The 25,656-nt window shown below is 72.6% G+C and carries 22 protein-coding genes; 9 read left to right on the top strand and 13 right to left on the bottom strand.

Going from position 1 to position 25,656, the window contains the following annotated elements:
- Nucleotides 1-57: 57 nt before the first annotated feature.
- Both V2S66_RS13905 and V2S66_RS13900 read right to left on the bottom strand, forming a co-directional pair.
- Entirely contained in the window at nt 58-1,890 is a 1,833-nt protein-coding gene (locus V2S66_RS13905) for a glycosyltransferase family 2 protein (RefSeq protein ID WP_330795149.1), read from the bottom strand.
- Nucleotides 1,887-3,236: a nucleotide sugar dehydrogenase gene (locus tag V2S66_RS13900; protein WP_461949945.1), complete on the bottom strand. Its 1,350-nt coding sequence runs from the start codon at nt 3,234-3,236 to the stop codon at nt 1,887-1,889. The genes V2S66_RS13905 and V2S66_RS13900 overlap by 4 nt, the downstream gene beginning before the upstream one ends.
- A 216-nt stretch (nt 3,237-3,452) precedes the next feature.
- Here V2S66_RS13900 and V2S66_RS13895 point away from each other — a divergent pair, with 216 nt between their 5' ends.
- The 5 genes from V2S66_RS13895 (at nt 3,453) to V2S66_RS13875 (ending at nt 9,919) form a co-directional block, all read left to right on the top strand.
- Nucleotides 3,453-3,833, top strand: a complete 381-nt coding sequence (locus V2S66_RS13895; protein WP_330795148.1) for a transposase — start codon at nt 3,453-3,455, stop codon at nt 3,831-3,833.
- Nucleotides 3,834-4,381: 548 nt separating this feature from the next.
- A complete protein-coding gene (wecB, locus tag V2S66_RS13890) occupies nt 4,382-5,494 on the top strand; it encodes a non-hydrolyzing UDP-N-acetylglucosamine 2-epimerase (protein WP_330795147.1) in 1,113 nt (370 codons plus the stop codon).
- A gap of 70 nt (nt 5,495-5,564) precedes the next feature.
- The gene (locus tag V2S66_RS13885) at nt 5,565-5,741 is read left to right on the top strand and encodes a hypothetical protein (protein ID WP_330795146.1); all 177 of its coding nucleotides are present in this window, start codon (nt 5,565-5,567) and stop codon (nt 5,739-5,741) included.
- A 153-nt stretch (nt 5,742-5,894) separates the two neighbouring features.
- Nucleotides 5,895-7,283, top strand: a complete 1,389-nt coding sequence (locus V2S66_RS13880) for a glycosyltransferase family 2 protein (protein WP_330795356.1) — start codon at nt 5,895-5,897, stop codon at nt 7,281-7,283.
- A gap of 353 nt (nt 7,284-7,636) precedes the next feature.
- Nucleotides 7,637-9,919 carry an ATP-binding SpoIIE family protein phosphatase gene (locus V2S66_RS13875; protein WP_330795144.1) on the top strand — a complete coding sequence of 761 codons (2,283 nt, stop codon included), beginning with the start codon at nt 7,637-7,639 and terminating at the stop codon, nt 9,917-9,919.
- 17 nt (nt 9,920-9,936) lie between these two features.
- On the opposite strand, the gene V2S66_RS13870 is transcribed toward V2S66_RS13875, so the two are convergent.
- On the bottom strand, nt 9,937-10,482 hold the full coding sequence (locus V2S66_RS13870; protein WP_330795143.1) for a hypothetical protein: 546 nt from the start codon (nt 10,480-10,482) through the stop codon (nt 9,937-9,939).
- A 285-nt stretch (nt 10,483-10,767) separates the two neighbouring features.
- Nucleotides 10,768-11,484 carry a G1 family glutamic endopeptidase gene (locus tag V2S66_RS13865; protein WP_330795141.1) on the bottom strand — a complete coding sequence of 239 codons (717 nt, stop codon included), beginning with the start codon at nt 11,482-11,484 and terminating at the stop codon, nt 10,768-10,770.
- A gap of 414 nt (nt 11,485-11,898) precedes the next feature.
- On the opposite strand from V2S66_RS13865, the gene V2S66_RS13860 reads away from it, so the two are divergent.
- Genes V2S66_RS13860 through V2S66_RS13850 form a run of 3 tightly spaced genes read left to right on the top strand, consistent with a single transcriptional unit; the run spans nt 11,899 to nt 14,050 of the window.
- Nucleotides 11,899-12,357, top strand: coding sequence for a hypothetical protein (locus tag V2S66_RS13860; RefSeq protein WP_330795139.1), 459 nt, complete (start codon nt 11,899-11,901; stop codon nt 12,355-12,357).
- Nucleotides 12,358-12,385: 28 nt separating this feature from the next.
- Nucleotides 12,386-13,051: a TenA family transcriptional regulator gene (locus V2S66_RS13855; protein WP_330795137.1), complete on the top strand. Its 666-nt coding sequence runs from the start codon at nt 12,386-12,388 to the stop codon at nt 13,049-13,051.
- Nucleotides 13,052-13,057: 6 nt separating this feature from the next.
- Entirely contained in the window at nt 13,058-14,050 is a 993-nt protein-coding gene (locus V2S66_RS13850) for a TauD/TfdA family dioxygenase (RefSeq protein WP_330795135.1), read from the top strand.
- Between the two features lie 70 nt (nt 14,051-14,120).
- On the opposite strand, the gene V2S66_RS13845 is transcribed toward V2S66_RS13850, so the two are convergent.
- The 3 genes from V2S66_RS13845 to V2S66_RS13835 all read right to left on the bottom strand — a co-directional run bounded on the left by V2S66_RS13845 (nt 14,121) and on the right by V2S66_RS13835 (nt 17,138).
- Nucleotides 14,121-15,146, bottom strand: a complete 1,026-nt coding sequence (locus V2S66_RS13845; protein WP_330795133.1) for an NAD(P)-dependent oxidoreductase — start codon at nt 15,144-15,146, stop codon at nt 14,121-14,123.
- Nucleotides 15,147-15,238: 92 nt separating this feature from the next.
- Nucleotides 15,239-16,168, bottom strand: a complete 930-nt coding sequence (locus V2S66_RS13840; protein ID WP_330795131.1) for a hypothetical protein — start codon at nt 16,166-16,168, stop codon at nt 15,239-15,241.
- A gap of 13 nt (nt 16,169-16,181) precedes the next feature.
- Nucleotides 16,182-17,138 (bottom strand): FAD-dependent oxidoreductase, encoded by a 957-nt coding sequence (locus tag V2S66_RS13835; protein WP_330795129.1) that lies wholly within the window; start codon nt 17,136-17,138, stop codon nt 16,182-16,184.
- Nucleotides 17,139-17,354: 216 nt separating this feature from the next.
- Between V2S66_RS13835 and V2S66_RS13830 the strand changes: the two genes are divergently transcribed.
- The gene (locus V2S66_RS13830; RefSeq protein ID WP_330795127.1) at nt 17,355-19,709 is read left to right on the top strand and encodes an ATP-binding protein; all 2,355 of its coding nucleotides are present in this window, start codon (nt 17,355-17,357) and stop codon (nt 19,707-19,709) included.
- On the opposite strand, the gene V2S66_RS13825 is transcribed toward V2S66_RS13830, so the two are convergent.
- From V2S66_RS13825 to V2S66_RS13800, 6 genes are all read right to left on the bottom strand, one after another.
- Nucleotides 19,695-20,177 carry a GNAT family N-acetyltransferase gene (locus V2S66_RS13825; RefSeq protein ID WP_330795126.1) on the bottom strand — a complete coding sequence of 161 codons (483 nt, stop codon included), beginning with the start codon at nt 20,175-20,177 and terminating at the stop codon, nt 19,695-19,697. The genes V2S66_RS13830 and V2S66_RS13825 overlap by 15 nt on opposite strands.
- Nucleotides 20,174-20,818, bottom strand: a complete 645-nt coding sequence (locus tag V2S66_RS13820) for a DUF6879 family protein (protein WP_330795124.1) — start codon at nt 20,816-20,818, stop codon at nt 20,174-20,176. Before V2S66_RS13820 ends, V2S66_RS13825 begins: the two co-directional genes overlap by 4 nt.
- A gap of 58 nt (nt 20,819-20,876) precedes the next feature.
- Nucleotides 20,877-21,854, bottom strand: a complete 978-nt coding sequence (locus V2S66_RS13815) for an SCO2521 family protein (RefSeq protein WP_330795122.1) — start codon at nt 21,852-21,854, stop codon at nt 20,877-20,879.
- Nucleotides 21,854-22,828, bottom strand: a complete 975-nt coding sequence (locus V2S66_RS13810) for an SCO2522 family protein (RefSeq protein ID WP_330795121.1) — start codon at nt 22,826-22,828, stop codon at nt 21,854-21,856. The genes V2S66_RS13815 and V2S66_RS13810 overlap by 1 nt, the downstream gene beginning before the upstream one ends.
- Before the next feature lie 62 nt (nt 22,829-22,890).
- Nucleotides 22,891-24,729, bottom strand: a complete 1,839-nt coding sequence (locus tag V2S66_RS13805) for an SCO2524 family protein (RefSeq protein ID WP_330795119.1) — start codon at nt 24,727-24,729, stop codon at nt 22,891-22,893.
- Between the two features lie 237 nt (nt 24,730-24,966).
- Nucleotides 24,967-25,548 carry a helix-turn-helix transcriptional regulator gene (locus V2S66_RS13800; RefSeq protein ID WP_330795118.1) on the bottom strand — a complete coding sequence of 194 codons (582 nt, stop codon included), beginning with the start codon at nt 25,546-25,548 and terminating at the stop codon, nt 24,967-24,969.
- Nucleotides 25,549-25,656: the final 108 nt, after the last annotated feature.

The raw sequence follows: 25,656 nt of genomic DNA, 5'->3' as shown, positions 1-25,656 counted from the left end.
GCGGCGACCAGGCGGCCGGTCCCGCGTACGAGGTTCTTCATCACGGCCTCCTCGGCGTCACAGCGTCCTCGACCAGACACCCCGCCGGATGGTGGCGAGGGAGTAGGGCAGCAGCCAGGCCAGCAGCAGCGCCGACAGCAGGCTCATCACCGGGCGGTAGCGCCAGCGCGCGTCGCCCGGGTTGTCGATCTTGAAGGCCAGACCCCACACGCAGCCCTTGAGCACCACCCCGCACAGGTACAGCAGGGTCAGGAACGCCGCGCCGTGCAGCGGGGCCCAGATGATGTGCCGGAAGGCCATGAACGGCGCCGCCACCACCCACAGGGCGTGCCCGTAGTACAGGCAGGCGGGACCCGGCCCGCGCCGCCACATGAACGACCCGGTGAAGAACATGTTCCGGATGAAGCTCTTCTTCCAGCGGATCTGCTGCTTCATGAACGGCCGGAAGTGCTCGGGGACGTTGGTCCACACCTTGGCCGCCTGCACGTAGCCGATCCGCCACTTGCGCTCGGGGTAGTCCTGCGCGGTGACGAACGGGGAGTCGGCGTAGCGCCGCTTCAGCGCCTTGCCGCGCCAGTGCTGCCCGAGCACGTAACCGGTGAGCTGGCGGTCGGTGGCGAAGCGGAAGGGGGCGCCGAGGAAGCGGTCGCCGGCCCAGGCGGGCATGTAGTTGTAGACGGCGTCCCGGCGGAAGACGGCGAGCGGGCCGGAGACGCAGGAGACCGAGCCGAAGGTGGACTCGGCCGCCTTCGCGACCCGGAACTGCCCCTCGTACCAGACGTCCTGGGCCTTGGTGAAGATCGAGGCGCCGACGTTCAGCGCGCGGCAGTGGCCGCTGACCGCGCCGAGCTCGGGGTGGTCCACGAGGGACTGCACGCACAGCCGCAGCGCGTCGGGCGCCATGATGCAGTCGGAGTCGGTGAAGGCGAGGACGTCGCCGTCGGCGATCTCGCAGGCCCGGACCAGGGCGTGCTTCTTGCCGAGGTTCTTGTCCAGGTTGATCACGGTGATGCCGAGTTCGGTCGACAACCGCTGGAGGATCTCCCGGGTGCCGTCCACCGACATGTCGTCGACCACGATGATCTGCAGGTCGGGGTAGTCGCTCTCGGCCATCGAGCGGACGCAGTCCTCGATGCACTCGGCCTCGTCCTTGACCGCCAGCAGGAAGCTCACCCGCGGGACGGGCGGCAGGGCCGGGAAGGAGGCCAGGTCGCGCGGACGGCGGCGCAGCATCCGCTGCGACGGGTCGTCGTAGCGGCTGTAGGCGATGAAGAGCATGGCGATCGTGCCGACCAGCACGGTGAAGCCGTAGCCGAGGATCAGCGGGCTCTGCAGCAGCCGCGGGGCCTCGCGGGCGAGGATCAGCAGCAGCGGCAGCAGGCACAGCAGCGTCAGCACGCGCCGTACGCCGTGCCGCACCGCCGGGTGCATCCGGTCCAGCGCCCGGCGCAGCGGCCCGTGCGGCCGGACCCGGGCCGAGCGCACCGGCGGCAGCGGGCGCGGGGCCCGCCGTGCGGCGGGCGGTTCGAGGACGGCGGTGGCCGCCGCGTGCTCCTGCCGCGCGGTGCGGGTTCCCGGACCGCCCTGCGGGGGGTGCCCGTAGGGCAGGTCGTACGCCGGCTCCGCCGCAGGCGTGGAGGCCGGCCACTCGTACGCCGGTTCCGCCGGCAGGTCGTGGCCCGCGGACGGCGACCAGTCGTAGGCGCGCGGCGCTGCGTCGGCCCGCGGGTCGGCGGCCGGGAAGCCGTGGGGGAACTCATGGGGGAAGTCGTTGCGGGCGAAGAGCGGGTCGGCGCCGAACTGCCAGTCGGCGTACGGCGCTTCGTCGGCCGCCTGCTGCTGCCGGTCGGGGGTGCCGGGTGGCGGGCCCCCGAGGTGCGGGTCGGTCACAGGACCGCCTTCGCCGCGACGGTGTCCAGCCGGTAGGTGGCGTCCAGCACGTCGTGCCGGGAGGCCAGCCACCCCAGGTCGGCGGTCGGCTGGACGGTGTGGACCAGCACCAGGTCCCAGGCGTGCGCGTGCGGGTCGGTGACGCTCTCCCGCACCACGCCGCCGATCACCGCGGTGGGCACCAGGGGGTCGGTGAAGCTCACCTCCGCGCCCTCCGCGGCGAGTTCCTCGATGATCTCCAGCGCGGGCGACTCCCGCAGGTCGGCCACCCCGGGCTTGTAGGCGACGCCGACCACCAGGACACGGGCGCCGGCGATCGCGTGCCCGCGGTCGCCGAGCAGTTCCCGCACCCGGCGGACCACCTGGCGGGGCCGGCCGGCGATGCCCGCCATGGCCGCCTCGACCAGCGGGGAGGCGGTGCGCTCGGCACGCAGCTGCCAGAGCAGGTAGTGCGGGTCGCAGGGGATGCAGTGCCCGCCGACCCCCGGGCCGGGGTAGAACGGCATGAAGCCGTACGGCTTGGTCGCCGCGGCCTCGATCACCGGGATCGGGTCGATGCCGAGCGTGCGGCAGTTCTCCGCGAACTCGTTGGCGAGCGCGATGTTGACCGCGCGGAAGGTGTTCTCCCACAGCTTGGTCATCTCCGCCGCCTCGGGCGACGGCAGCAGGTGGATCGACGGCGCCGTGCGGATCAGCAGCGCGGCGGCCCGCCGGCCCGCCTCGGCGCCCGCGGCACCGACCACCCGCGGGGTGGTCTCCTGCGTGTGGTGGGCGTTGCCGGGGTCGATCCGCTCCGGGGAGAACGCCACGAAGATGTCGTCGCCCACGGTGAACCCGCGCGCGGTCAGCGGCGCCACGAGCAGGTCGCGGGTGGTGCCGACGTACGTCGTGGAGGTCAGCATGAGGAGCTGGCCGGGGACCGCGTGCGCCACGACGGCCGCGCAGGCCGCGGTGAGCGCGGTGAGGTCGGGCACCTGGTGCCGGTCAACCGGGGTGGGCACGCACACCAGCACGGTGTCGGCCCGGCCGATCGCCGACGCGTCGTCGGTGAGCGTGAAGCGCGGGTCGCCGGTGTGTTCTGCCAGCCGGGTCAGGTCGCTGGGCAGCAGGTCGACGTCCCCGCCGCGGATGGCGTCGAGGCGGTGGGCGCTGGTGTCGATCCCGATGACCTCGTTGCCGGCGGCCAGCAGGGCCAGCGCGGTGGGCAGGCCGACGTAGCCGAGCCCCACCACCGCGACGGCGCCGAGGGCGGGATCCTCCCCGACCGGCGCGCCGGGGTGGACGACCATGACGTCGTCGGACCGGGCTATCGGGTCATCGGAAGGACGAAGAAGGCGCAGTGACATGGATGCTCCGCACGGACGACTGTGGTGAGAACCCGGCCGCATTCCAGGAACAGGACACGGCTCGTTCCCCCCGTCGCCCCCCTGAGCGACTGCCACCAGGCCGCGTCAGCATCCGGGGTGACCCCCGGCGTGGTCAAGATCGATGGTCATGGCTTAATATCTCCCGATGTCCGACATGGGGGCCGCGTCTCATGTGGCCGGGGTTGCGAGGTAACGGTGTCCGAGGGGGATCCGCTGGCGCAGCGGCTGGTTTCCGACGCCCTGTGGGCGGTCGTGGAGCCGCTGCTGCCCCGCTTCGAGCCGCGCCGCCAAGGCGGCGGGAGCGCGCCGCTGGACGAGCGGGCGGCGTTCACCGCCGTGGTCTACGTCCTGACGCACGGCTGCGCGTGGCGGCAACTGCCCGCTTCGTTCCGGGTGTCGGCGGCCACGGCGCACCGCCGGTACGCGTCCTGGACCCGGACCGGTCTGTGGGAGCGGCTGCGCGGGGCGGCCCTGGACCGGCGGATCGCGGGGCAGCCGGACCGGGACTGGGTCGCCGCGATCGTCGGCGCGGCGACCACGCGATCGGCTGAGGCCGTCGGCCGCTCCGCCACGTGAGACGGCGACGAGACGTATGTACGCGTCTTATAGGAGGACTTGACCGATTATAAGAGTGGATCGGCTTGCTTCACACTGTGACGAACATGTGATGATTTAAGTTTCCAGTAATGAGCCGGGCGAGACGGCTGGGAATTCAGGGACGCGAGCGGCGCGCGCCACCGCCCGCCGCCGCGCCGACCGACCGGCCGGCCCTTCCACCTGCGTATATCCCCATACGCCCCGGGCAACCCAGCCGCATCGATCGCCGCGCGCGACGCTCCGGACCTCCCGCGCGACAGCCGCGGGCGACCCGCTGACAGGCGACGGGCGAGCGGCTCCGCCGGCGTCTCCCGCGCACTCCGTCCCTATTTGCGTGGTTCGTCTTCACCTGATCATCACAATTCGATGACACGGCCATCGGCGATGACGGAAACCCCGCACGGCCCGTCTACTGTGCGCTGGTCACGGCTCCCCAGACGGCGTCTCACGGTGTTCGGCACCGGCAGCAGCCCGGGACAGCACGCGGTACCGGGCAGAAGCGGGCAGGACGAACCAGGGGAAGACCGTTGGACGACATAGCGCTGGTCTTCGGCACGCGGCCGGAGATCATCAAGCTCGCCGCCATCGCGCACGAACTCGCCGGACGGGCCCGGCTGGTGCACACCGGGCAGCACTTCGACCAGCAGATGTCGGGCGCGGTGCTGGCCGACCTCGGCCTGCCGCGCCCGCACGTGCACCTGGCCGCCGGCAGCGGCAGCGCGGGGCGCGGCCACCAGATCGGCGGCCTGATCGTCACCCTGGCGAGGGAGTTCACCGCCCGCCCGCCGGCCGCGGTGATCGTCCAGGGCGACACCAACAGCACGTCGGCGGGCGCCCAGGCGGCGCACTACTGCGGGGTGCCCGTCGTCCACGTCGAGGCCGGGCTGCGCTCGGGCGACCGGAAGATGCCGGAGGAGATCAACCGCCAGGTGGTGGGCGCACTGGCCGACCTGCACTGCGCGCCGACGCCCACCGCCGTGGCCAACCTGCGAGCCGCCGGCGTCGACGCCGGCCGTATCCACCTCACCGGCAACACCGTCGTCGAGGCCGTTCACCGCTCGCTGCCGGACGAGCGGGAGCAGCGGAGACTGGCAGCGCGGTACGGGGTGCCCGGCGACTTCGTCCTGGCCACGGTGCACCGCCCGGAGAACTCCGACGACCCGGTGCGCCTCGCGCGCCTGCTGGAGTCCCTGACGGCTCTGGGTCCGCCCGTGCTGCTGCCGCTGCACCCGAGGACCCGGCGCAGGATCGCCGAGTTCGGCCTGGAGGCGGCGGCCGCGCCGCTGCTGCTCGCCGAACCGGTCGACCACCGCACCTTCCTGGGGCTCGCGGCACGCGCCCGGCTGCTGGTCTCGGACTCCGGCGGCGTGCAGGAGGAGACCACCGTGCTGAAGAAGCCGCTCCTGGTGGTGCGCACGAGCACCGAGCGCCCGGAGGCCGTCGACGCGGGCTTCGCGCGGCTGGTCGAGCCCGGCGCGCAGCTGCTGCACGCGGGACGGCGCGTCCTGGCCGACCCCTCGGCGGCGGCCGCACTGCGCGACACGCCTTCACCGTACGGGGACGGCACCGCCTCCGAGCGCATCTGCCGGCTCACCGAGGAACTGGCGGACTCCCTCCGCCGGCTCGGCAGCGCGGCGTAGGCCGGCGGCACCGACGGGCACCGGGCGAGACGGAACCGGTGCCGGACCATAGGGAAGGGAGGGAACGAGGATGTACGGAAACGCGGGCAAGGGCGCGGTGACCACCGGAACCGTGGTGGCCGGCGCGCAACTGGCCCACACCGGTTTCGGACTGCCCGGAATCGCGGTGGCCGTGCTGTCGCTGGGGCTGATCATGGGCGGGCTGCTCATGATGCGGTCCGCGCGCGTGGCACGCGCCAAGCGCTGACGCGCAGGCCGCCCCCGGCCGACGGCGAGCGCCGCCGGCCGCGGGCGGCCACTTGAGGGGGCCCGCGCGCCGCCCACGCCGGCTCAGCCCGCACCGCACTGCACCGCACCGCACCGCACCGCACCCCGCGCACCGCCAGGGAAGGCCGTGACCATGCTGCTCGCCGACGCTCCGGACGACTCCGGCCTGCTGCACGCGCTGTCGGAGTTCTCGGCCGTCATCAGCGTGCTCTTCCCGGCGTACCTGCTGCTCCTCGTCCTCCCGCTCCTGGTGCGCCGCACGCGCCGGCCGGGCAAGGCCGAGGACTACGCCTGGCACCTCTTCGTCCCCTGCCGCGACGAGGAGGCCGTCATCGGCGACACCCTCGCCTACCTGCGCGCCTCCTGCCCGACCGCGCATCTGTGGGTCGTCGACGACGACTCCGAGGACGGCACCGGCGACATCGTCCGGCGGTTCGCGATCCGCGATCCCGGGGTCCACCTGGTGCAGCGGCGCCGTCCGGAAGCCCGCCAGGGCAAGGGCGAGGCGCTCAACGCCGCCTACCGGGCGCTGTGCGCGTGGCTGCCCGCGCAGGCGGACCGCCGCCGGGTGATCGTCGGCGTCTTCGACGCGGACGGCCGGCCGGCGCCGGGCTGCCTCGACTTCGTGGCGGCCAGGCGGTACTTCGGACGCCAGGAGGTCGGCGGGGTGCAGATCGAGGTGCGCATGCTCAACCGCACCGAGCGCCACCCGAACCCCGAGGCCGGGGCCTTGCGGAACTTCGCCGACCGGCTGCTGATCCGCATGCAGGACCTGGAGTTCCGTGCGCCGGTCGCCGCGCTGCAGCACGCACGGAAGGCGTCGCGCTCGGTCTGCCTCGGCGGCAACGGCCAGTTCGTCCGGCTGGCCGCCCTGGACGATCTGAACGCCGAACGCGGCCGCCCCTGGACGGGCCGGCTGCTGGAGGACTTCGAACTCGGCATGCACCTGCTGCTGGCCGGCTGGATCAACAGCTTCTGCGCCGAGACCTACGTGGAGCAGGAGGCGCTGTACGACCCGCGCCGCTTCCTGACCCAGCGCACCCGCTGGGCGCAGGGGGTCATGCAGTGCTTCACCTACATCGTCAGGATCTGGCGCTCCGACCGCATCCCCAACACCGGCTTCCTCGAACTGTCCTTCTTCCTCGCCCAGCCGTGGCTCCAGCTGATCGGCGCCCTGCTCTACCCGGTGCCGCTGATGGTCCTGGCCACCTCCTACGCCCGCCATCCGCACGCGGCCGCGCACTACCTCGCCTCGGGCGGCTGGATCGGCATCGCGGCCTATCTCGTCATGACCGTCGGCCAGTTCGTGGTGTGGGGACCGATCTACCGGGGCAAGTGCGAGCGCGACAGCGGCTTCTGGCAGTCCATCGGCTGGGGCCTGGCCTACCCCTTCTACCTGCTCTCGCTCTACGTGGTGTCCTGGCGGGCGGTCGCCCGCATCGTCACCGGCAGGAACGGCTGGGCGAAGACCCGCCGCAACGCGGAGGGCAGGACGACCGGCCCGGTGGCGAAGGAAGCCTGAGCCGCGGCGCGCGACCCGGGACCGGCCGGGACCGCCCCGAGACGCCCACCCGGTCCCGGCCCGCCCGCCGCCGCTCCGCGGAGACGGCTGCCTCCGCCGTGACCACCTCCCTCCCGTCCTCACCCCGCGCGCGCCGGCCCGCGACCTGGCGCTGTGGGCGGAGCGCGCGTACGAGGCGACCGCCTTCTCCGCGCGGCGCCCTCCGCCCCACGGAGGTACGCTCGGATGGTCTCGGCCCCGCACCCGTGCGGGGCGGCCCACCCCCCTACCCGGGCGGCCACCGGCTCATCCGCGACGTCAGCGGCGCGGTGCGGGCCGGAGCGCGTCCGCCCCGGGCGGAAGGCGCCCGGCCTATGAGAAACCTTCCGAACGACCGAGTGGAGCCGCGGGGCAGCGCGGCCGACATGGAGGAAGGGCTGCCCGAGGTGCTCCTGCCGCCGCTCGCGGAGTGCGTCACCGCGGCGGACGCCGTGGCGGGCATCGTCTACCTCGCCGAGCCCGGCGGCACCCGGCTGAGGGCAGCCGTCATCCAGGGCTCCGTCCCCTTCGTCTTCGGCATGCCCGACAGCATGTCCACCGACGCCCCGCACGCCTCCGCGGCGGCTTGGCGCACCGGTGAGCTGACGGTGGTGGGCGAGCCCACACCGGAGCCCGGCGACCCGACCTTCGCCCACGTCATCCCCTTCCCGTACTCGGCGGCCTCCGTGCCCCTGGTGCGGGAGGACCGCCGCTACGGCGCGCTGACCCTGGTCCGGCTGTCGGCGCCGGGCGACGAGTGGCCGCTGAGCCCCGCGCGGCGCGCGCGGCTGCGCGCGGTCGGCGAGCGGCTCACCGACCGGCTGGACGTCCTTGCGGCACGGGGAACGGCGATCGTGACGGGCCCGACCACGCTCCTGGTGCCGACCTCCTCGCGCGGGGACGCGGGCACGGCGGGCGCCGCACGGGACTGGGGCGTGGCGGGCGTGGACGCTTCGGGCGGGCTCTCGCTGATGTACCAGGTCCACAAGCTCAGCACCGGGCTCACCAGGGTGACGGGGCTGGCCGAGATCACGTCCGCGGTGGCCGAGCGCATCATGAGGCCCTTCGGGGCGCAGTGCGCCGTCGTCGGGCAGATCACCGACGGGCGGCTGTGGATCACCGGGAGCGTCGCCGCGCCCTCCGGTGTCGTCCGCGAACTGCACGGCGCCGCGCTGACGCCCGGCACGGCGTGGGCGGACGCGGCGCTCACCCACTTCCCGCGGTTCTTCGCCGACCGCGCCGAACTGCGCCGCCGCTACCCCGGCGCCTTCGACGGCGACCCCACACAGAACGGCTGGGCGTTCCTGCCGCTGAGCGTCGGCGGCCGCGCGGTGGGCGTGTGCTGCCTCTCCTTCGCGCAGGAGCGGGCCCTCGACATCGAGGAGCAGGCCGCCCTGATGATGCTCGCGGACCTGCTCGCCAGCGCGGTGGAGCGGGCCCGGCTCGGGGCGTATGAGCACGTGCTGGCGGAGAGCCTGCAGCGGACGCTGCTGCCGCGGGCGCTGACCGCGCTGCCCGGCGTCGTGACCACCGCCCGCTACGTCCCGGCGCGCACCGACACCGGTCTGGGCGGTGACTGGTACGACGTGCTGGAGCTGCCCGACGGCAGGATCGGCCTGATCGTCGGCGACGTGGAGGGGCACAGCACCGACAGCGCGATCGTCATGGGCCAGCTGCGCACGGCGGTCATGGCGTACGCCCAGGAGGGCCACGATCCGGCCGCCGTCCTCGGGCGGGCCGGGCGGCTGCTCGGCGATCTCGACACCGAGCTGATCGCCAGCTGCTGCATCGCCTTCCTCAACGTCGAGGACGGGGTCCTGGAGACCGCGCGCGCCGGGCATCCCGCGCCGCTGCTGCGCCACTGCGACGGGCGGCTGGAGCCCCTCGACGTCGTCGCCGGCGCGCCCCTGGGCATCACTCCGGCGTCCGGCACGAACTCCTCCACGGTCCTGCCGCCGGGCGCCACCCTGATGTTCTACACCGACGGCATCCACGTGCCCGGCACCGGCGACGTCCCGGCGGCCGCCCTGCGCCTGCTCGCGTCCGCCGACGGCGACCTGGAGGAGCTCGCCGACGGCCTGGTGGCCGCGGCGGCCGACGGCCGTGACGACCTGGCCCTGCTGCTGGCGCGGTACGAAGGCGCCGTCGCGGGCGCCAGCCGGCGGATCGAGCAGCTGGAGATCCCCCGCCACGACCTGCGCGGAGTCGCCGACGCCCGCAGGTTCGTCCGCACCTGCCTGGAGCGGTGGGACACCCCGGAGATCTCCGAGGCGCTGGAGATGATCACCTCGGAGGCCGTCACCAACGCCCTCATCCACGCCGACAGCGACGTCGACGTGCGGATGCGCGAGTACGACGACCGGGTCCGGCTGGAGGTCCGCGACTCCGACGCCCATCCGCCGCTGCCCTCGGCCATGTCGGTCTCCGACGAGGACGAGCAGGCGCAGGCCGAGCACGGCCGCGGGCTGGTCATCGTCGACAGCCTGGCGAGCACCTGGGGCAGTTCACCGCACGGCCGCGGGAAGACGGTGTGGATGGAGCTGAGGTCCGGGGAGCCGGACGCACCCGGCGCGGACGGCGGAACGGACGGCGCGGCCGACGGTTCCGCGGAGCGCTGATCCGCCGGTGCCGCCGGTCAGCTGACGTGGAGGCGGCCGAGGGCGATCATGTCGCGTATGTACCGGGGCCAGTCGGAGTCCAGCTTGCGGGTGAAGTCCGCCCGGACGGCGGCCCGCTCCTCGTCGGTGAGGATCTCCGACGTTCCGTCGAGGCTGTGCAGCTCGAACACCTCGGCGGTGTTGATGAGGTGGAAGTGGGCGCGCTGACTGATCGTCATGTACAGCCCGAGTAGGGGCTGCCCCTGCAAACCGCCCAGCGCCTGCTGCCAGTCCACTCCGAGGTCGGCCCAACTGCGGCCTTTCTCCCACTCCAGCCACCGTGTCACGTCGGTGAACCAGATGAGCCGCTGGCCGTCGTGCTCGCGCGCGTACAGCTCGACGTAGTCGAGCATGTCGGCCGCATGCCCGGACATGGCCCCGCGCGTGCGCCGGTCGACGGTCGGGGGCGCGATCACGTGGGCGGCCTCGGCCATGCCGCCGGAGGCGCCGCGCTCCGGCCAGGGGAGCGCGTACATCAGCCAGTAGCGGGGCCGGGCGAAAAGGTCGACGGTCTGAGAGTCCACGACTACCTCTTGCGAATCGGCGGGCGCCCTCGGGGGCTGCTCGGTCAGCCACTCACGGTACAAGCAGTCCGCGACCGCGGAGCAGGAACAGGAACAGCCGCGGCGGGCGTCCTTCCTCAGCGGCCCGGCTCCGGGCGGGAGGGCCGGGGCCGGCCGGCCGCCGGCTTCGACGCCGTGACGTGAACCGGCGACCGGCGCGGGCCCCGGAGCCGATCTGCGTGAGCCGACCCGGGCCGCACGGGCCCGGGTGCGCTGGGGCGGGCGAGCGCCCCAGCGCCGGTGCGGCTACTCCCGCAGGTACGTCTCGCTGAAGCTGGTGCCGCCGGAGCCGAGCGCGCTCGTCCGGGCCTCGTAGGCGCCGTTCGACGGGTCGAGCGCGACCGGGCCGTAGGTTCCGAGGGAGTTGCCGTTGACCGTGGCCGAGGTGAAGTTGAGGGTGCCGAAGTTCGGGTACGCCCCGGTCGGTGACTCGATGATGACCTCGGCGCTGGCCCGCTGGGAGGACAGGGACTTGGTCGTGGTGTAGGTCCAGCCACGCGAGGAGTCGGTGAGCTTCAGGGTGTACTTGCTGCTTCCGGCGTAGGTCACCGAGGCGGTTATGCGGTCGCCGGCCGAGACGGGGTACGAGCCGGTGCTCAGGTAGACCGGGTTCGCCGGGTACATCTCGTACCAGGCCTGGTGCACGGCCCTGCCGCTGGAGCAGTCGGTCGCCACCCCGGTCTGCTCCACGGTGGACGAGCCGTACCCGTCGATGCCGACCCAGGGGGCGTAGAGGTCGTTGGTGGAGTTGCAGGTCGCGTTCGCTTCGGTCCAGGTCGCCGAGACCGAGGTGAAGCCGCTCCCCTGGGCGGCGTACCCGCCCCAGTTGTAGCCGTTGATGTTGTAGTGCAGAGGGCGGAAGGACAGTCCCGATGCGGCCACCGCGCCCGCCGGCACGGCGGGAGCGGCAAGGGTCGCCGCCGCTACCGCGACGGTGGCGAGGCCTGTCAGGAATCTGCGCATGCTGGCTCCTTCGTGAGGGGGATCAGGATGCTCGATACGCCGGCCCTGGGCCGTGTGAGGAACTTGGGGCGGCAGTACAGAATCACCGATCGTCATGCACCTGTCAATATGGCATTTCCTGCCGCCGCTCCGCCCGGTCCCTGCCGTACAAAGGGCTGGTGGAGGGCGCCGGCGTCCGCGCCGGGCGGACGGCCGACCGGCCCGCTTGGCGACCGACGGACCGATCGCGGGGAGCGTCGACCACCCAGGCCGCACGTCCGGCCGGCGACAGCCGCCAAGGACGTGGTGCTGGGGACCGCCGCAGGACGGAGCGCCCAGAATGCGCCAATCCCGTACTTGTCCGCCCTGAGGCACCATCAGGCCGGTAACGTGTCCAGTCCTGGTGGGGCAGGACGTGCCGAGGGCGGTGGGGGCGTGGATCCGGTGTCGGCGACACTGCTCGCGGAGTTGGCGGGCGGCGCCGGCGGAGCGCTCGGGCGCCAGGCATGGGCGGGGCTCACCTCGCTGGTGCGCCGGCCCTTCGGGCAACACCACGGCGAGTCCGCGCAGTCCCCGACCGCAGGCACCGGGGAGACGGAGCTGATGAGGCTTGCGGAGGAGCCCGGGGATACCGTGCGCGCACGTGCCTTGCGCGACGTGCTGGCGATGCGCGCCGCGGCGGACCCGGAGTTCTCCACAGACCTGCGGCAGTGGCATGAACAGGCGAAACACATACGGACCGGCGACGGCGACGTCCACAACACGGTCAGCGGCGGCAACCAGTACGGGCACGTGGTGCAAGGTCGGGATTTCTCCGGTGTGACCTTCAACTCCCCCGCGCCGCCTGCGCCGCCACGGGCTCCCGAGACGGAGACGCCGCCCACACCAGGCTGAGCCGATCGGATTGTGCGGAGGGGGAACCATGGGTGCAACGTCGCAGCATCTGCGCAACTTCGTGGATCAACACCGGGTGCTGCGGCACCCGTTCCTCGCCCTGGTGACCTCGGGTGAGGCCGGGCCGGAGCAGCTCGTCGCCTGGGGGCTGCAGGAGCGCCACGTCTCCTATGCCTTTCCGCGGTCCATCGGACTGCTCATCTCGTGCTCCGACGACTTCCGCATGAGGACCGTCCTGGCCGAGAACCTGTGGGAGGAGTTCGGCGAGGGGGACCCCGACCAGGCCCACGCCGTGCTGCTGGACAACCTGCTCGTGTCCATGGGTGTCGCGAAGGACCGGCTGGATCGTCCGCCGACCGAGGGGACACTCGAGTTCCTCAGGACGCAGCGCGAACTGACGACATCGAGCGCCTGGCGCGGCGTCGGGGCCTTCTGCTACGCGAACGAATACCTGTCGCTCGCCGAATTCCGGCCGCTGGAGGACGCCGTGCGCTCACAATTCCCGGCGGCGGACCTCGCGTACTTCACCGAGAACATGAAGGCCGACACCCGCCACACCGAACTCCTCGAGTCCCTGATCGACGCAGCGGCGGAAGTCCCCTCCCACCGGGCCGACATCCTGTACGGGGTCGGCGCGGCGCTCGATGCCCGCTGCCGTTTCTACGACGCCCTGGCGCCTCGAACAGGCGCGTGACGGGCCGTGGACACCTGGCCTTCCGCACACGTGTCATGCCGTGAATGGCACGACGGTCTCGTCGACCTGCTGACGGCTCTGCCCGCGGTGCCGCGTCGCGACGTCACTGCGTTCGTCCGCTCGGCGGCGGACGTGGCCGCCCGACTGCCGAGCCCGCTTCTGGAGCGGCTGGCGGCGCTGAGGGAGGGACGGGACGGCTACGGTTATCTGCAGGTGACGGATCTGCCACACACTCCTGACGCACTGCCGAACACACCGGACAGCAGGCCCGCCCCGGCCGAGCGGCCGCTGCTGTCCATGGAGGGCTGGCTCCTGGCGATCTGCACGGCCGTGGGCGTCCCCACCGCGTACCGCGAACTGCACGCGGGCAGCCTTCTGCAGGATGTCTATCCGTCGCCGCACGCTCATCCGCTGTCGGCGCAGAGCTCGGCGGTTCCGCTGACCCTGCATTCAGAAATGCTCTACCACCGGTGGCGGCCCGATTTCCTGCTGCTCGCGTGCTCACGACCGGACCACGACGGCGCTGCCGGGACGACCGTGGCCGCGGCCAGAGCCGCGCTGCCTCTGCTCGGCGCCACCGATCGGGACATCCTGCGCAGCACCCGTATGGCATGCGGCACGGATCTGGCCTTCCGTCACGCGGACGGATCGAGCCCGCAGGCCCACGTCATGGTCGTCGAGGGTGCTCCCGCCGATCCCCGGCTCTCCTTCGACCGCGATCTACTGGAGCCGGGGGATCCCGCGGCGCGCCGCGCCCTGGGGGCGCTGTCCGCGGCGCTGGACGCGGTCACCGAAACGGTGCGCCTGCGCCCCGGAGACCTGCTGATCCTCGACAACGCGCGCGTCGTCCACGGCCGTTCGACGTTCGTGCCGCGCTGGGACGGCCACGACCGGTGGCTGCACAGGGCGTACGCGAGGTCCTTGCCGCTGGGCCGCGAAGGCCGCCCGGATGCGGGGGCGGCCCGGCACTTTCAGACCAAGCCGTTCGCGCCCTGCTGAACGCGTCCGGTTCGTATGTCCCGCCCTCCCGGCTTCGCTCGCCCCCTCGACTTCGCTCAGCCCCTGGGCCTCACTCGCCGCCGCGCCGCACGGCTTCCCGACGTTCGCGGAAACCGGGGTTGGTGACGTCGGGTGAGCTGGCTCCGGAGAGCACGTCGCACACGGCGGAGGCGGCGCGCAGGCCGGCGCGCAGCCCCGCGTCCCGGGTGAGGAAGCCCATCTGGGGGACGGCGAGGAAGCGTTCCGGGCCGAACGCCGTGAGTGCGGCCCACGCGTCGCCGGGTCCGAGACCGTCGAACGCCGCCCGCAGGTTCCTGTGCTCGATGGCCCAGGCGAGCGCCAGAGGATCGACGAGACCGTGATGCCCGGTGTTCACCAGCAGGGCGCCGTCCTTGCAGATCGCCAACTCCTCTCTGCCGAGAGTCGCCGGTTCGTCCGGGGTGGGCCCCGGGCGGTGCAGGGTGATCACGTCGGACTGGGAGAGGATGCCGCGCAGGTCCGTGTACGCGATGCCCGTAGCGGCCTCCAGCGCCCGGTTGCGCCGCGGGGATGTGTACAACACCCGCATGCCCAATGCCTGAGCGCACCTGGCGACGCGCGCCCCGATCCTGCCTGCCCCGATGACGCCCAGGGTGCGACCGCCGAGTTCGCGGCCCTCGGGCGGCGGCACTGCCACGACCGGGTCAGCCGCGGCATCCCGGGCGTGCAGGAGGGAAGCGGTGAACGGACGAGCCAGGGTCAGCGCGAGCAGCAGGGTGAACTCCGCGACGGAGGCCGCGTTCTCGCCCGGGGTGTTCGCGAGGGCTATCCCCAGGTCGTGTGCGCGGCGCCAGCCCGGCACGTAGCTCTGGAAGTCGGTGCCGACGAACGCGACGGCTTCCAGAGCCGCGGCGCGTTCGAAGTGCGCGGCCTCCGGCTCCTCGTATCCGCCGATGAGGTACCCGGCGACGCCGTCCAGCGCCCCATGGAGGTCCTCCGCGCTCACGTGGTCGTCGGCGATCTCCCGCAGTGCGAATCCACGGTCGGCGATCAGGCGGCGAGCATCGTGCGGCACCGCGGCCGTCCCCGTGACCAGGACGGTGAGCTGCTCATTCATGGGTCCTCCTGGGGGATGCCGGGCCTTGTGGCCGGCATGGCCTCAAACGCGGGCGGGGCCAACCGCCGACCGTCGAGGACGTCATCGCATCCTCAGCGCAGATCGAAGACGATGAGGGACAGCGGTCCGCGCCAGGTGAACTGTCCGCAGGCGATGACCCGTGCGCCGTGCACCCTTCCCGGCAGGGCCGCGGCGGCCTGTTCCAGCACCTCCTGCGTCGCGTCGTGACCCTCGTCGTCGGGCTCGTGCTCGATGACGACCGTCGCACGCCGCATCCGCGAGGCCGCCTGACGCAGCATGGCCACCGTGGTTCCGGCGAACCCGGCATCCTGCGGGGCAGCAGCCCGGTCGTGGTCGGTCCCGGCTGTGGTGAGGATGCCACGCGCGGCGACGGTCAGCCCCGCCGGCGCACCCAGCAGCGGCGACCGTCGCCCGAACTGCGGCGAGGTGTACAGCACGGCGTGCTCCTGCGGGACCGACAGGTCGCGCCAGCCCTCCGACGCCGTCGCGTCGGCGCAGACCAACCGGCCGGCCGCGGCGGAGGGCGGCCGTCGCGCGAGATCGTCGGCGACCTCCACGTACCCGAGAGGGGCGCCGCGCGAGGCCCTCAGGGCCAGCACGACCGCCAGGCACGACGCGACGGTCACCTCGTCGGCGCCACCGCACGTGGAAAGCATCGCCAGCACCGGGTGCAGGCTGTCGAGATCGCGGATCGGCGGCAGGCCCTGGAGCATCCGGGCATGGCGGACGGTGGCCCGGCTCTTGGCCATGCTGACGCAGGCCAGGACGGGGTCGATCTCGATCCCGAAGAAGGGCAGGCCCATCAGCCGGGCCGCCGCTGCGGAGCTGCCCCCGCCCGCGAAGGGATCGACGACGGCGCCGCAGGAAGGACCCACGAGGTCGGCGACGACCGCCGTCGTCGTACGGACGTTGGAGGCGCTCGCCGCCTGGAACCAGCGGTCCACGGGCTCGCGCGGGTCCGGATGATAGCGCTCGGCGTCCAACGGCAGGGACAGGGCCACGGCACTCCTCTCCTCAACCGACCAGGGACTGGACCTGCCGTGCGCAACCCCACGACAGCGTGACGCCTGACCCCCCGTGACCGTAGTTGTGGACCACCGCAGCGCCGTGGTGGCTGCCGCGCTCCAGCCGTACACGCGGTCGCGCGGGCCGCAGTCCGACCCGGACGTCCCTGACTTCGGCCCGGCCGAGTGCGGGCAGGACGGCTGCGCAGCGCGCGACCATCCGCGCGGCGCCCTCGGGGTCCGGCCTCAGGTCGCTCCTGCCGGGTCGGACCATCCCGCCCAGCACGACGTGGTCGGGGTGGGCGATCCAGTACGTCGGGTCCTCGCTTTCCGGGTAGTCCGAGAAGAATCCCTCGATCCCCGGATTCTCGGTGACCACCAACTGGCCCCAACTGGCTGTCACGTCCTGATCGTCCACCAGGTCCCTGGCTCCGAGTCCGGTGCAGTTGACGACCAGCGGCGCGATGCCCTGCACCTCCTCCAGGTCGCGGAGCGGGCTGTCCAGCAGCCGCACGGTGACACCGGACGCGGCCAGGCGGCCCTGCAGGTAGTCCAGGTATACGGGCATGTCGAACACCGGGGCCCGATAGGTCCATCCCCATCCGAAGCCCGGTGGCAGTTCGGACCGGCCACAGGTGGCGAACCCGTCCATCGACCGCAGCCAGGCGGGAGGCTCCGCCGGCTCACGCGAGGCCTCGACCCCGTGGGTGACGCGGACACCCGATCGCGGGTCCGCAGCGACTGCTGCCAGGTCCGGCAGACTGTGCAGGCTCCACTCCAGCACCCGGGGATCGTCGAAGACGTACGGCCCCCAGAGTGCTCCGGCGACCGCGGACGTCGTGCGCTGGGGCCCGCGGTCGGAGACGACGGTGACCGCTCGTCCCTCCTCGGCCAGGACCAGCGCGGTCGTCAGCCCCGCCACCCCGCATCCGACGACGACGACCTCAGGTTCCGCTGAGACAGCCACCACCCCAGACTAGGGGGTGGCCAGAACCGGAGCCAGACCGACGGCTCGCCGAATGCTGTCCAGTCGGCCGCCGGCAGGCGCGAGAGCTGGTTGACTGGGAGGAGGGCGCCGCATGGGCGGTGGTCAGCAGCATGCGACCGAGAGGCCGTGCCGATGGGGGGCACCGAAGGGCGGGACGATCGCGGTTCCGACCGGTCAGGGACGACACGCTCCGAGTTGTCCGGGAGCGCCGGGGACGTGGTCCAGGCGCGCGACGTCACCGGGGGGATCCACTTCCACCACGCGGACCCGGCCTTCGGGCCGAGTCCACGGCAACTCCCCGCGGACGTGAGGGGATTCGTCGGGCGGGCGGCGGCGCTCGACAGCCTCGACGGCATCCTGGCCGGTGGCGCCGAGGGCTCGCAGACCGTCGTGATCTCGACGATCGCCGGGACCGCGGGCGTCGGCAAGACCTCCCTCGCGACACACTGGGCGCACCGCGTCAAGGACCGCTTCCCCGACGGCCAGTTGCACGTCAACCTCCGCGGTTACGACGCGGGACCGCCGGTCACCGCGGATCAGGCGCTCGAGCGGTTCCTGCGCGCACTGGGGGTCGCTCCGGGAGCGATTCCCGACGACCCCGAGGACAAAGCCGCGCTCTACCGGTCGCTGCTGGCCGGGCGCCGCATGCTCATCGTGCTCGACAACGCCGCGGCGGTGCGCCAAGTGCGTCTCCTGCTGCCCGGGACGGCCTCCTGCATGGTGCTGGTGACGAGCCGGGACCGGTTGTCCGGGCTGGTGGCCCGGGACGGCGCGCACCGGCTGGACCTCGATGTCCTCGCCGAGGACGAAGCCGTCCGGCTGCTGCGGGACAGCACCCGAGGGCACCGCGGGCCGGACCCCGAGCCCGAACTGATCCAGCTGGCCCGTCTGTGTGCGCGTCTCCCCCTGGCGCTGCGCATCGCGGCGGAACGGGCGGCGGCCCGGCCGCACATGCCGCTCGGCGAGCTGATCAGGGATCTGCAGGACGAGTCCTCCCTCTGGATAGCCCTGTCGGCGGACGAGGAGGACGACGGCGACGCGGTGCACACCGTCTTCGCCTGGTCATATCGCGCCTTGGGCAGCGAGGCCGCCCGGATGTTCCGGCTGCTGGGGCTGCATCCCGGGCCGGACTTCTCGGTCCACGCCGCCGCGGCCCTGTCGGGTGTCTCCACCGTCGCCGCGCGGCGGCTGCTGGACTCCCTGGCCGGCACCCACCTGATCTCCGCCTCGGCCTATGACCGCTTCCAGTTCCACGATCTGCTCAGGGCGTTCGCCTTCGAGCAGGCGGTGAACGACGAGACACCGGAAGCCCGCGAAGCCGCGGTGCGACGTCTGTGCGAGTGGTACATGGAGGCGATGGCAGCGGCCGCCGCGGTGCACGACGCGCAGTACGCCGACGACTGGCACGTGCACCCTGCGCGCGCCGACCTGCCGGGGCTCCCGGACGTCTCGGACTACGAACGGGCCATGGCCTGGTTCACCGTCGAGACCGACAACCTCGTGGCGGTGAGCAGGACGGCAGCCGAGGCCGGCCTCCATGAGGTGGCCTGGAAGCTCCCGGCCCTGCTGCGTACGCCCTTCCTGGACCGGCACCCCGTGCAGGGCTGGCTGCCGATGGCCGACCAGGCGCTGCTGGCCGCTCAGCGATCCGGCGACCTCCTCGGGCAAGCCGTGACCCGCCTCGGCATGAGCATCGCGCATCGGCAGGCCCATCGCGTCGCGGACGCCGTCGAGCACAGCCGCGCCGCGCTGGTCGCCGCCCGGGAGGTGGACGACGCGTGGCAGACCATCGCCGCCCTGGTCATGCTGGGGCACGCGCTGCGCCTCGGGCGCCGACTCGACGAAGCCCTGGATGCGTACCAGGAGGCACTGGACATCTCGCGGGGTCTGCGGCTGCGACTGTGGATCGTCTGGGGGCTCATCGGCCAGGCCGAGGCGCTTGTCGACATCGGCTCCCACGACGAGGCCCGCGCGTGCGTGGCGGCGACCCTGCGGGAGCTGCACGACGGGGAGAGTCCCGGCGCCCGATCGGAATGCCTGTGGGTCGAGGCGACGATCGACCGGGAGACCGGCCTGCTGGCCGACGCGGAGCGGCACATCGGCCAGGCCCTCCACATGGCGTACGAGACCCGCAACGTCATCTACCAGGGCCAGTGCGAAACCGAGTTCGGGCGGATCTGCCTGTCCGCGGGCAGGGCGGAGGACGGACTGGCCGCACTCCAGCGAGCCGCGTCGATCGGCCGGCTCCTGGGCGACCAGGCGATGGAGGGCACGGCGCTCGACATGACCGGGCTGGCGTACCAGGCGCTGGACCGGACGCAGGAGGCCGTGCAGTTCCACCGCATGGCCGTCACGGAGTTCCGGGAACTCGGCGACGGGTGGCGGGTGGCCGGCGCGCTGGAGAACCTCGCCGCGGCCATGGACGCGACCGGCGATCCGTCGTCGGCGGCGTCGCTCCGGAGGGAGGCGATCGGCATCCTGCAAGGCTACGCCGACTCCCGGGCGCGGGCGCTGTGCGCGACGGTGACAGCCCGGCTACCCGCCGGGTGAGCACGGGGTCCGGCGGGGCGCCTCACGGGCCATCAGCAGCCGGTCGTGGCCCGACCCCAGGTAGCCAGGGCGCCGCTCGACGAGGCAGAAGCCCGCTGCGTGGTACAGCCGCAGAGCGGGGTGGTTGTCCGGCTCCACGCTCAGCCGGACCGCCCCGAGCCCCCGGTCGTCCGCCAGGCCCAGCACGGCGTCGAGCAGGCGACGCCCGTGGCCCTGACGGCGGTGGGAGCGATGGACCGCGAGCGACAGGAGCCACGACTGTCCGCCTCCGTCGCCGGCCAGGAGCACGTACCCACGGAGTCCTTCGGCACCGGCGGTGACGAGCATCAGGTGGCTGTGGACGTCGAAGAGCTGGCGCAGGACGAAGTACGGATAGCTGAGGCCGGGGAACGCGCATGCCTCCAGAGCCGCGATGGCCGCCAGATCGCCCTCGACCGCCCGCCGTACGTCCGCCGCCGCGCGCGTCACCGGCCGGCCTCCCAGAGCGTCCTGAACTGCCGGACGTGCTGGGAGACCCGTTGCGAGCGCAGGTCGATGGTCGCGCCGGCGTTGTCTGGGCGCGGGTCGGAGACGATCTCGTAGGAGAGCGCCTCGTCGAAGACGACGCGATCGCGGATCTCGACCGTGCCGGCGACGGACGGCAGTTCAGTGCGGGCCAGTACCCGCACCTCTATGCCGAGGCTCTGCTGGTCGTCGCAGAGCTGGTGCAGCTCAGGGGTGTGGTCTCCCGGTTCTCCGATGACGAACAGCCGCCGGATCCGCACACCCCGGTCGACCGCGTCGCGCTGCGCCCGCAGGTACCGCCGGCCGGGGTCGCTCGACCAGCGGTCGCTGGCGACCGAGGTGCTGGTGGCCTCGATGGTCAGGTCGGCGCGGTCGGTGAGGGCGACCATCCAGTCGTGGTCCTCGCCCTCGCAGTCGACGAGCTTCGCACTGAGGCTCTCCACCAGTGCGGTGAGCCGTAGGTTCTCCGCACGGGCGAAGTCCCGCACGACGGCCGGGGCGGCTGTCCCGGCGGTCGTCGCACCGCGGACCGCACCGGTCACCTCGTCCGGCGACGACGAGCGGTGCTGGGCGGAAGACGCTGTGGTGTTCGACGATTCGGCCATGGGGTCGTGGTCTCCTCCGGGGGGATACCGCTCGTCCGCACCCCTCCTCCGTGGGCGGTCAGGGCAGCAGGTGGACAGCGGTCTGCAGGGCAAGCTGGTCGCGGATCCGTTGCACCAGGATCGACCACTGCCTGGTGAATCCGGGGTGCCGCTCCAGCGCCTCCCAGAGCGGCAGGAGGGCCGACGCCACGCGTGAACCAGGCAGCCACAGATGTATCAGGTGATCGACGGCGGGTCTCAGCGCCGCCAGCGAGTCCCGTCCGTCGGTGGAACCGAGCCGGCTGAGCTCGACCACTCTGACGAGGCTCGTGAGCAGCCAGTCGTGCAAGGAGAGGTCGTGGCAGAGTCCGGCGGCAGCCTCTGCCGCGGTTCCCGCCGGCAATCGGAGTTCCGCCGTTCGACATCCGTCCCCGGCCAGGGTGAAGCTGGTCAGAGACGCACCCTCACCGTCAGGGGCCCGCAGCCCCACCCAACGCAGCGCAGTGGCCTGCGACGTGAAGGGCGGCCGCTGGTCGAGTGCCCGGTCCCGCAGGACCCGGCTGAGCGTACGGTCGACGATCGCTCCCAGGGCGAGCTCGCCGGGGCGGCGGTCCTCGCCCAGACTTCCGTCGGCGACGTCCCGCTCGGAGAGCGTGCCGAACGGCTCGACCACGCCGGGACGAGCCAGATAGTGGCCCCAGCGGCGGCGTGAGCGCGGGCCGTGGGCGGTGACCGCACAGTAGGCGCCGGACTGGAGCAGCCGTCCCTCGGTGAGGGTGGCGTGGGCGGTGACGGTGCCGACGGCGCGGACCTTGCCGCCGGAGGCGGTTGGCAGGTGGCAGTCCACGCCGGTCAGCAAGGGAGGCGACCGGACGTAGGAGTTGGGCCTTTCGGAACGCCGGACCTGCTCACCTGCCCGCAGCCGCAACAGGTCGGCCGCACCGCGCGTGGTCATCGCCTGGGAGTGCGGCAACAGGCAGGTGCGCACCTCACCTATGAGCAGAACCGGCTCATCGCTCTGCTCCGTGACCTCGCCGGTGTCCTGGACGACGGCCATCAGGGCCCCTCATGGAAGACGTAGGAGATGCGGTCGGAGATCTCTTCGGGTACCGGAAGCCCCTCGTCGAGGGCACGGGCGGCGACTTGGTGGAGAGCCCGCGGCTCGACGTCCACCTGGTCGAGGACGACCCGCACCGCATGCTCGACCGGCAGGAGCCGGGACGGCAGGACGGAGCAGGTGCGATAGGCGGAGAAGGGCGCGGCGGACGGATTGATCCGGATCAGCGGCGGCAGCGTGTCCCAGTCGCCTGGGAAGTCCGCGCCCACCGTCCACGGCACAGGCTGGAGCACGGGGTCGCCGAAGTGGCGCAGAAGGCCGAGCCGGGCCAACTGCCAGACCGCGGCCAGGAACGCGCACGACCAGCGGCGCCTGGCGCCGGGTTCTTCGTCCCAGAGCTCCGCGTCGACAAAAATCGAGTGCCGCCGGGTGGCGGTCTCGGCAGGCGGCCGCCAGCCGGGCGCGTCGGCCATCGCCTCCACCGTCCGCACGCCGGGTGTTCGGCGGCCGTTGGCGAGCCAACCGGTCTGACCGACCGGCGGCCGGGAACCGTCGCTGCCGGGCGGCGGCGACTCGACGAGGCGGGCCTCGACCTCTTCGGCGACACGCACGCCGTCCGCGACGGCGCAGCCGGACTCGCGTGCCAGGTAGTCGATGACGAGCCCGGCGCGTCCGGCCTCGGCGATGAGGACGGGAAGCAATGCGGCGGGGGGCGAGAGGTCGGCGCGGTAATCGTCCACCAGCAAGCAGGTGCTGACGCGTGGCCTGCGCGCGCCGGCGGCGGCGACCGCGCGCGCCGCGTCGGCCCACGGGCGGATCCGCGCGAAATGCGCGCGCAGCCGCTCCGGACCGGCCTTGAAGTCCTCCGTGGCGAAGTGGCCCAGTTCCAGGGACACATGCGCGAGCGGCACAGCCCGGGTGCGCGGCTCCGCGGTCGTCTCGCGGAAAACGCCGCCGGTTCGCTCTCCGGTCACGGCATACTCCGGACATCGTCGTCGGTGAGCTTCTCGGCCTCGACGGCATGGACGAGCACCGCTCACTCCTCCGGGCAGGCGGCACGCCTGCCCCGAGCGAGGCCGTCGAGCTCGGCGAGGGCTTCCGTGGTGAGCGTCATCGCGGTGCCGGGCTGCCGATCGAGGACTTCACGTGCCCGCGCCAGTCCGGCCTCGACGGACTTCAGCCGGAGACCGCGGGAGGTGCCCTGGCCCGAGGCGGGTTCGAGCAGTTCCCTGCCGAGCAGGTGGGTCGCCTCGCTGAGCAGCGATGCTGCAAGACGCCCCAGTTCGGCGCCGGCGATCGGCAGCTCGCCGTACATCCTCCGGGCGGCCACCATGCACTCGACGACGCGTGCGGTGAAGGTCCAGGACGGCGGCTGGCGCGTGGCCGGCGCACCCGGGAAGACCGCCCGGACATCGTCCCACAGGCCCGCGCCCTTGCCGTCGTGGATGCGCCGTTCCCACACGTGGTCGAAGATCTGCTCGGAGAGTCTCAGCAGCCGGTCATGTGCGGACGGATCCCGCGACAGCGCGCAGAGCTGGATGGTCCGTTTGAGCAACTGGGCGGAGAAGTCGGCCACCCTCCACTGCATCGCAGGGCCGATGTCGCCACTGCCGATGAGCGGCAACGCCACGCCCGGGGCATGCAGCAGGATCGCGGTGTCCCCTTCACTCGTCCGGCTGGTGATCCGGCTGCGTTCGGCGAGCCGTTCCAACACCGCGACGGTACGCGTGAGGTCCTCGTCGGTGGCGCGGCGGCGCACCAGGTCGTGGACCACGATCGAGGCCGCCGACAGGGAGAGGTGTTCGGATTCCATACGCGGTCCGGTCGTGCGCCAGGGGATGTCCTCCAGCGGCCAGGGGTCATCGAACCTGGCGAGGCCGGACCAGTACTGCTGGGCGATCTCCCACCGCAGGCGCAGGGCCTCGGCGAGCCGCTGCTGCTCGTGGGTGAGCAGGCCGAGTGTGAGCGTGCGCTCGGAGAACAGTTCCTGGATGCCGTCGAGGGCGACGGCGGTGAAGTAGAGGTTGGGCACGGGCGCGGCGACGCCGGCGGCCTGTCGGCCGATGGGCTCGGTGGTGCGGACCGGCGGCGAGTTCTCCACCAGGGTCCAGGCCCATCCGCATTCGAAGAGCTGGCTCTCGTCCCGGAGTCGGTCGGCGATGTCGATGCCCAGCACGAGGCGCTCGCCGATGGTCGCGCGCAGTGCTCCGAAGCGTCGCCGGAACCGCCCGACCACGTCACCTCCGGAGAGCCGCCCCGGGCTCAGGACCTCGCACAGGGCACTCCCCCGTGGATCGTCGGGGTCGAAGACCTGGACGGTGAAGGAGCGCAGCAGGCTCACCATGGCGGCGGTGAGCCTGACCTGCGCGGCCGCTCTCAGCTTGTGGATGAGGGCCTGCGCATCCGCGCTCCGGGTCCTGCGTTCGTACACTTGCAGGAAGCCGAGAGTGTCCAGGCAAAGGGTGATCGACGTCGAGAACGAGTCGATGACGCCCAAACCCCGTTGTTCCACGCTGAGTTCAAAGTCGGGGTCGCAGGCTTCGAAGCAGTGGCCGCCCGCGAAACTCGGCCCCTCCTCCTCGGTGGTGTGGGCGTCCATGAAATCCGCGAGGACACGCAGCAGTTTCAGCGGAATCTCCTGCCGGCCGCCGATGTCCTTCAGCGCGCTGTGCACGTCGCGTTCGATGGTGTCCGGGTCGTCGAGCCGGAGTTCGACCATCTCCGTGGCCGGGTTCATCAGGCATAACAGTCGCTCGGCGTCGGCGACGCTGCTGAGACCGCCCTCTTCGCCCCAGTCCCATTGACCGCTCTCGAACGAATGGCGTGACACCGCCTGCCAAATGTCGAGCAAGTGCTGGCGTGGCTTGATCTGCATCCCCCACCCCCTCGGGCCGTTGTCCGACGCCGCGGCCCTGAGAATATCCGCTCGCACACTTCCCAAGGGTCTCCGAGCGGCTTCCGGCCGGCGAAACGTGCGTCCCGGCTGATTTCCCGTCGCACTCCCGTAGGACACGGCGTCACGCCAGTGTGAGAAACGATCAAGTCCGCGCGAAAAGCCGTCGGGCGGCTGGGCAGTTGGACCGTCCCGCCGCGAACGCCGCGGGGGTGGCTTCTACGCGTCGAGGGCCCGGGGCAGCTGGTTTCGGGAGGTGACGCCGAGCTTGGGGAAGATCTTGTACAGGTGCGCGCCGACGGTGCGGTGGGACATGTGGAGGTGCCGGCCGATGTCCCGGTTGGTGAGACCTTGGGCGGCGAGGCGGGCGATGCGCGCCTCCTGGGGGGTGAGGGTGGCGGGGCCGGGGGCGGTCTCCGGTGAGGGATCGCCGGTGGCGCGCAGTTCGCCGCGGGCCTGGTCGGCCCAGTAGGCGGCGCCGAGGGGTTGCAGGAGGTCGAGGGCCAGCCGCAGGTGGCGGCGGGACTCGCCGGCGCGGCGGGTGCGGCGCAGGTGCCGGCCGTAGGTGAGGTGGAGCCGGGCGCGGTGGTAGGGCCAGTCGGCCAGGCCGGGGGCGGCGAGTGCGGCGGCCAGGAGGGGCTCGATCTGGTCGTCGGGGGCGAGGTGGACGCGGGCGTGGTGGAGGGAGATGTGGAACGCCGCCGCGGTGGTGTGCGCGGCGAGGGGTTCGAGGCGGTCCAGGATGGTGCGGGCCTCGGGAATGCGGCCGGCGGCTCGGGCGGCGTCCGCGAGTTCCATCATGGCGCGGCCCTGATCGCACGCCGACCTCCTCGCCTTCATCAACGCCTGACACCCCCCGCACCCGACGTCCCGCCGCCACCGGCGGCGGGACACCCGGTCGACAGGAGG

Source organism: Actinacidiphila polyblastidii, assembly GCF_036353415.1.
In the GTDB taxonomy this organism is placed as follows: Bacteria; Actinomycetota; Actinomycetes; order Streptomycetales; family Streptomycetaceae; genus Actinacidiphila; species Actinacidiphila polyblastidii.
This window is presented reverse-complemented; position numbering and strand designations above follow the sequence as displayed.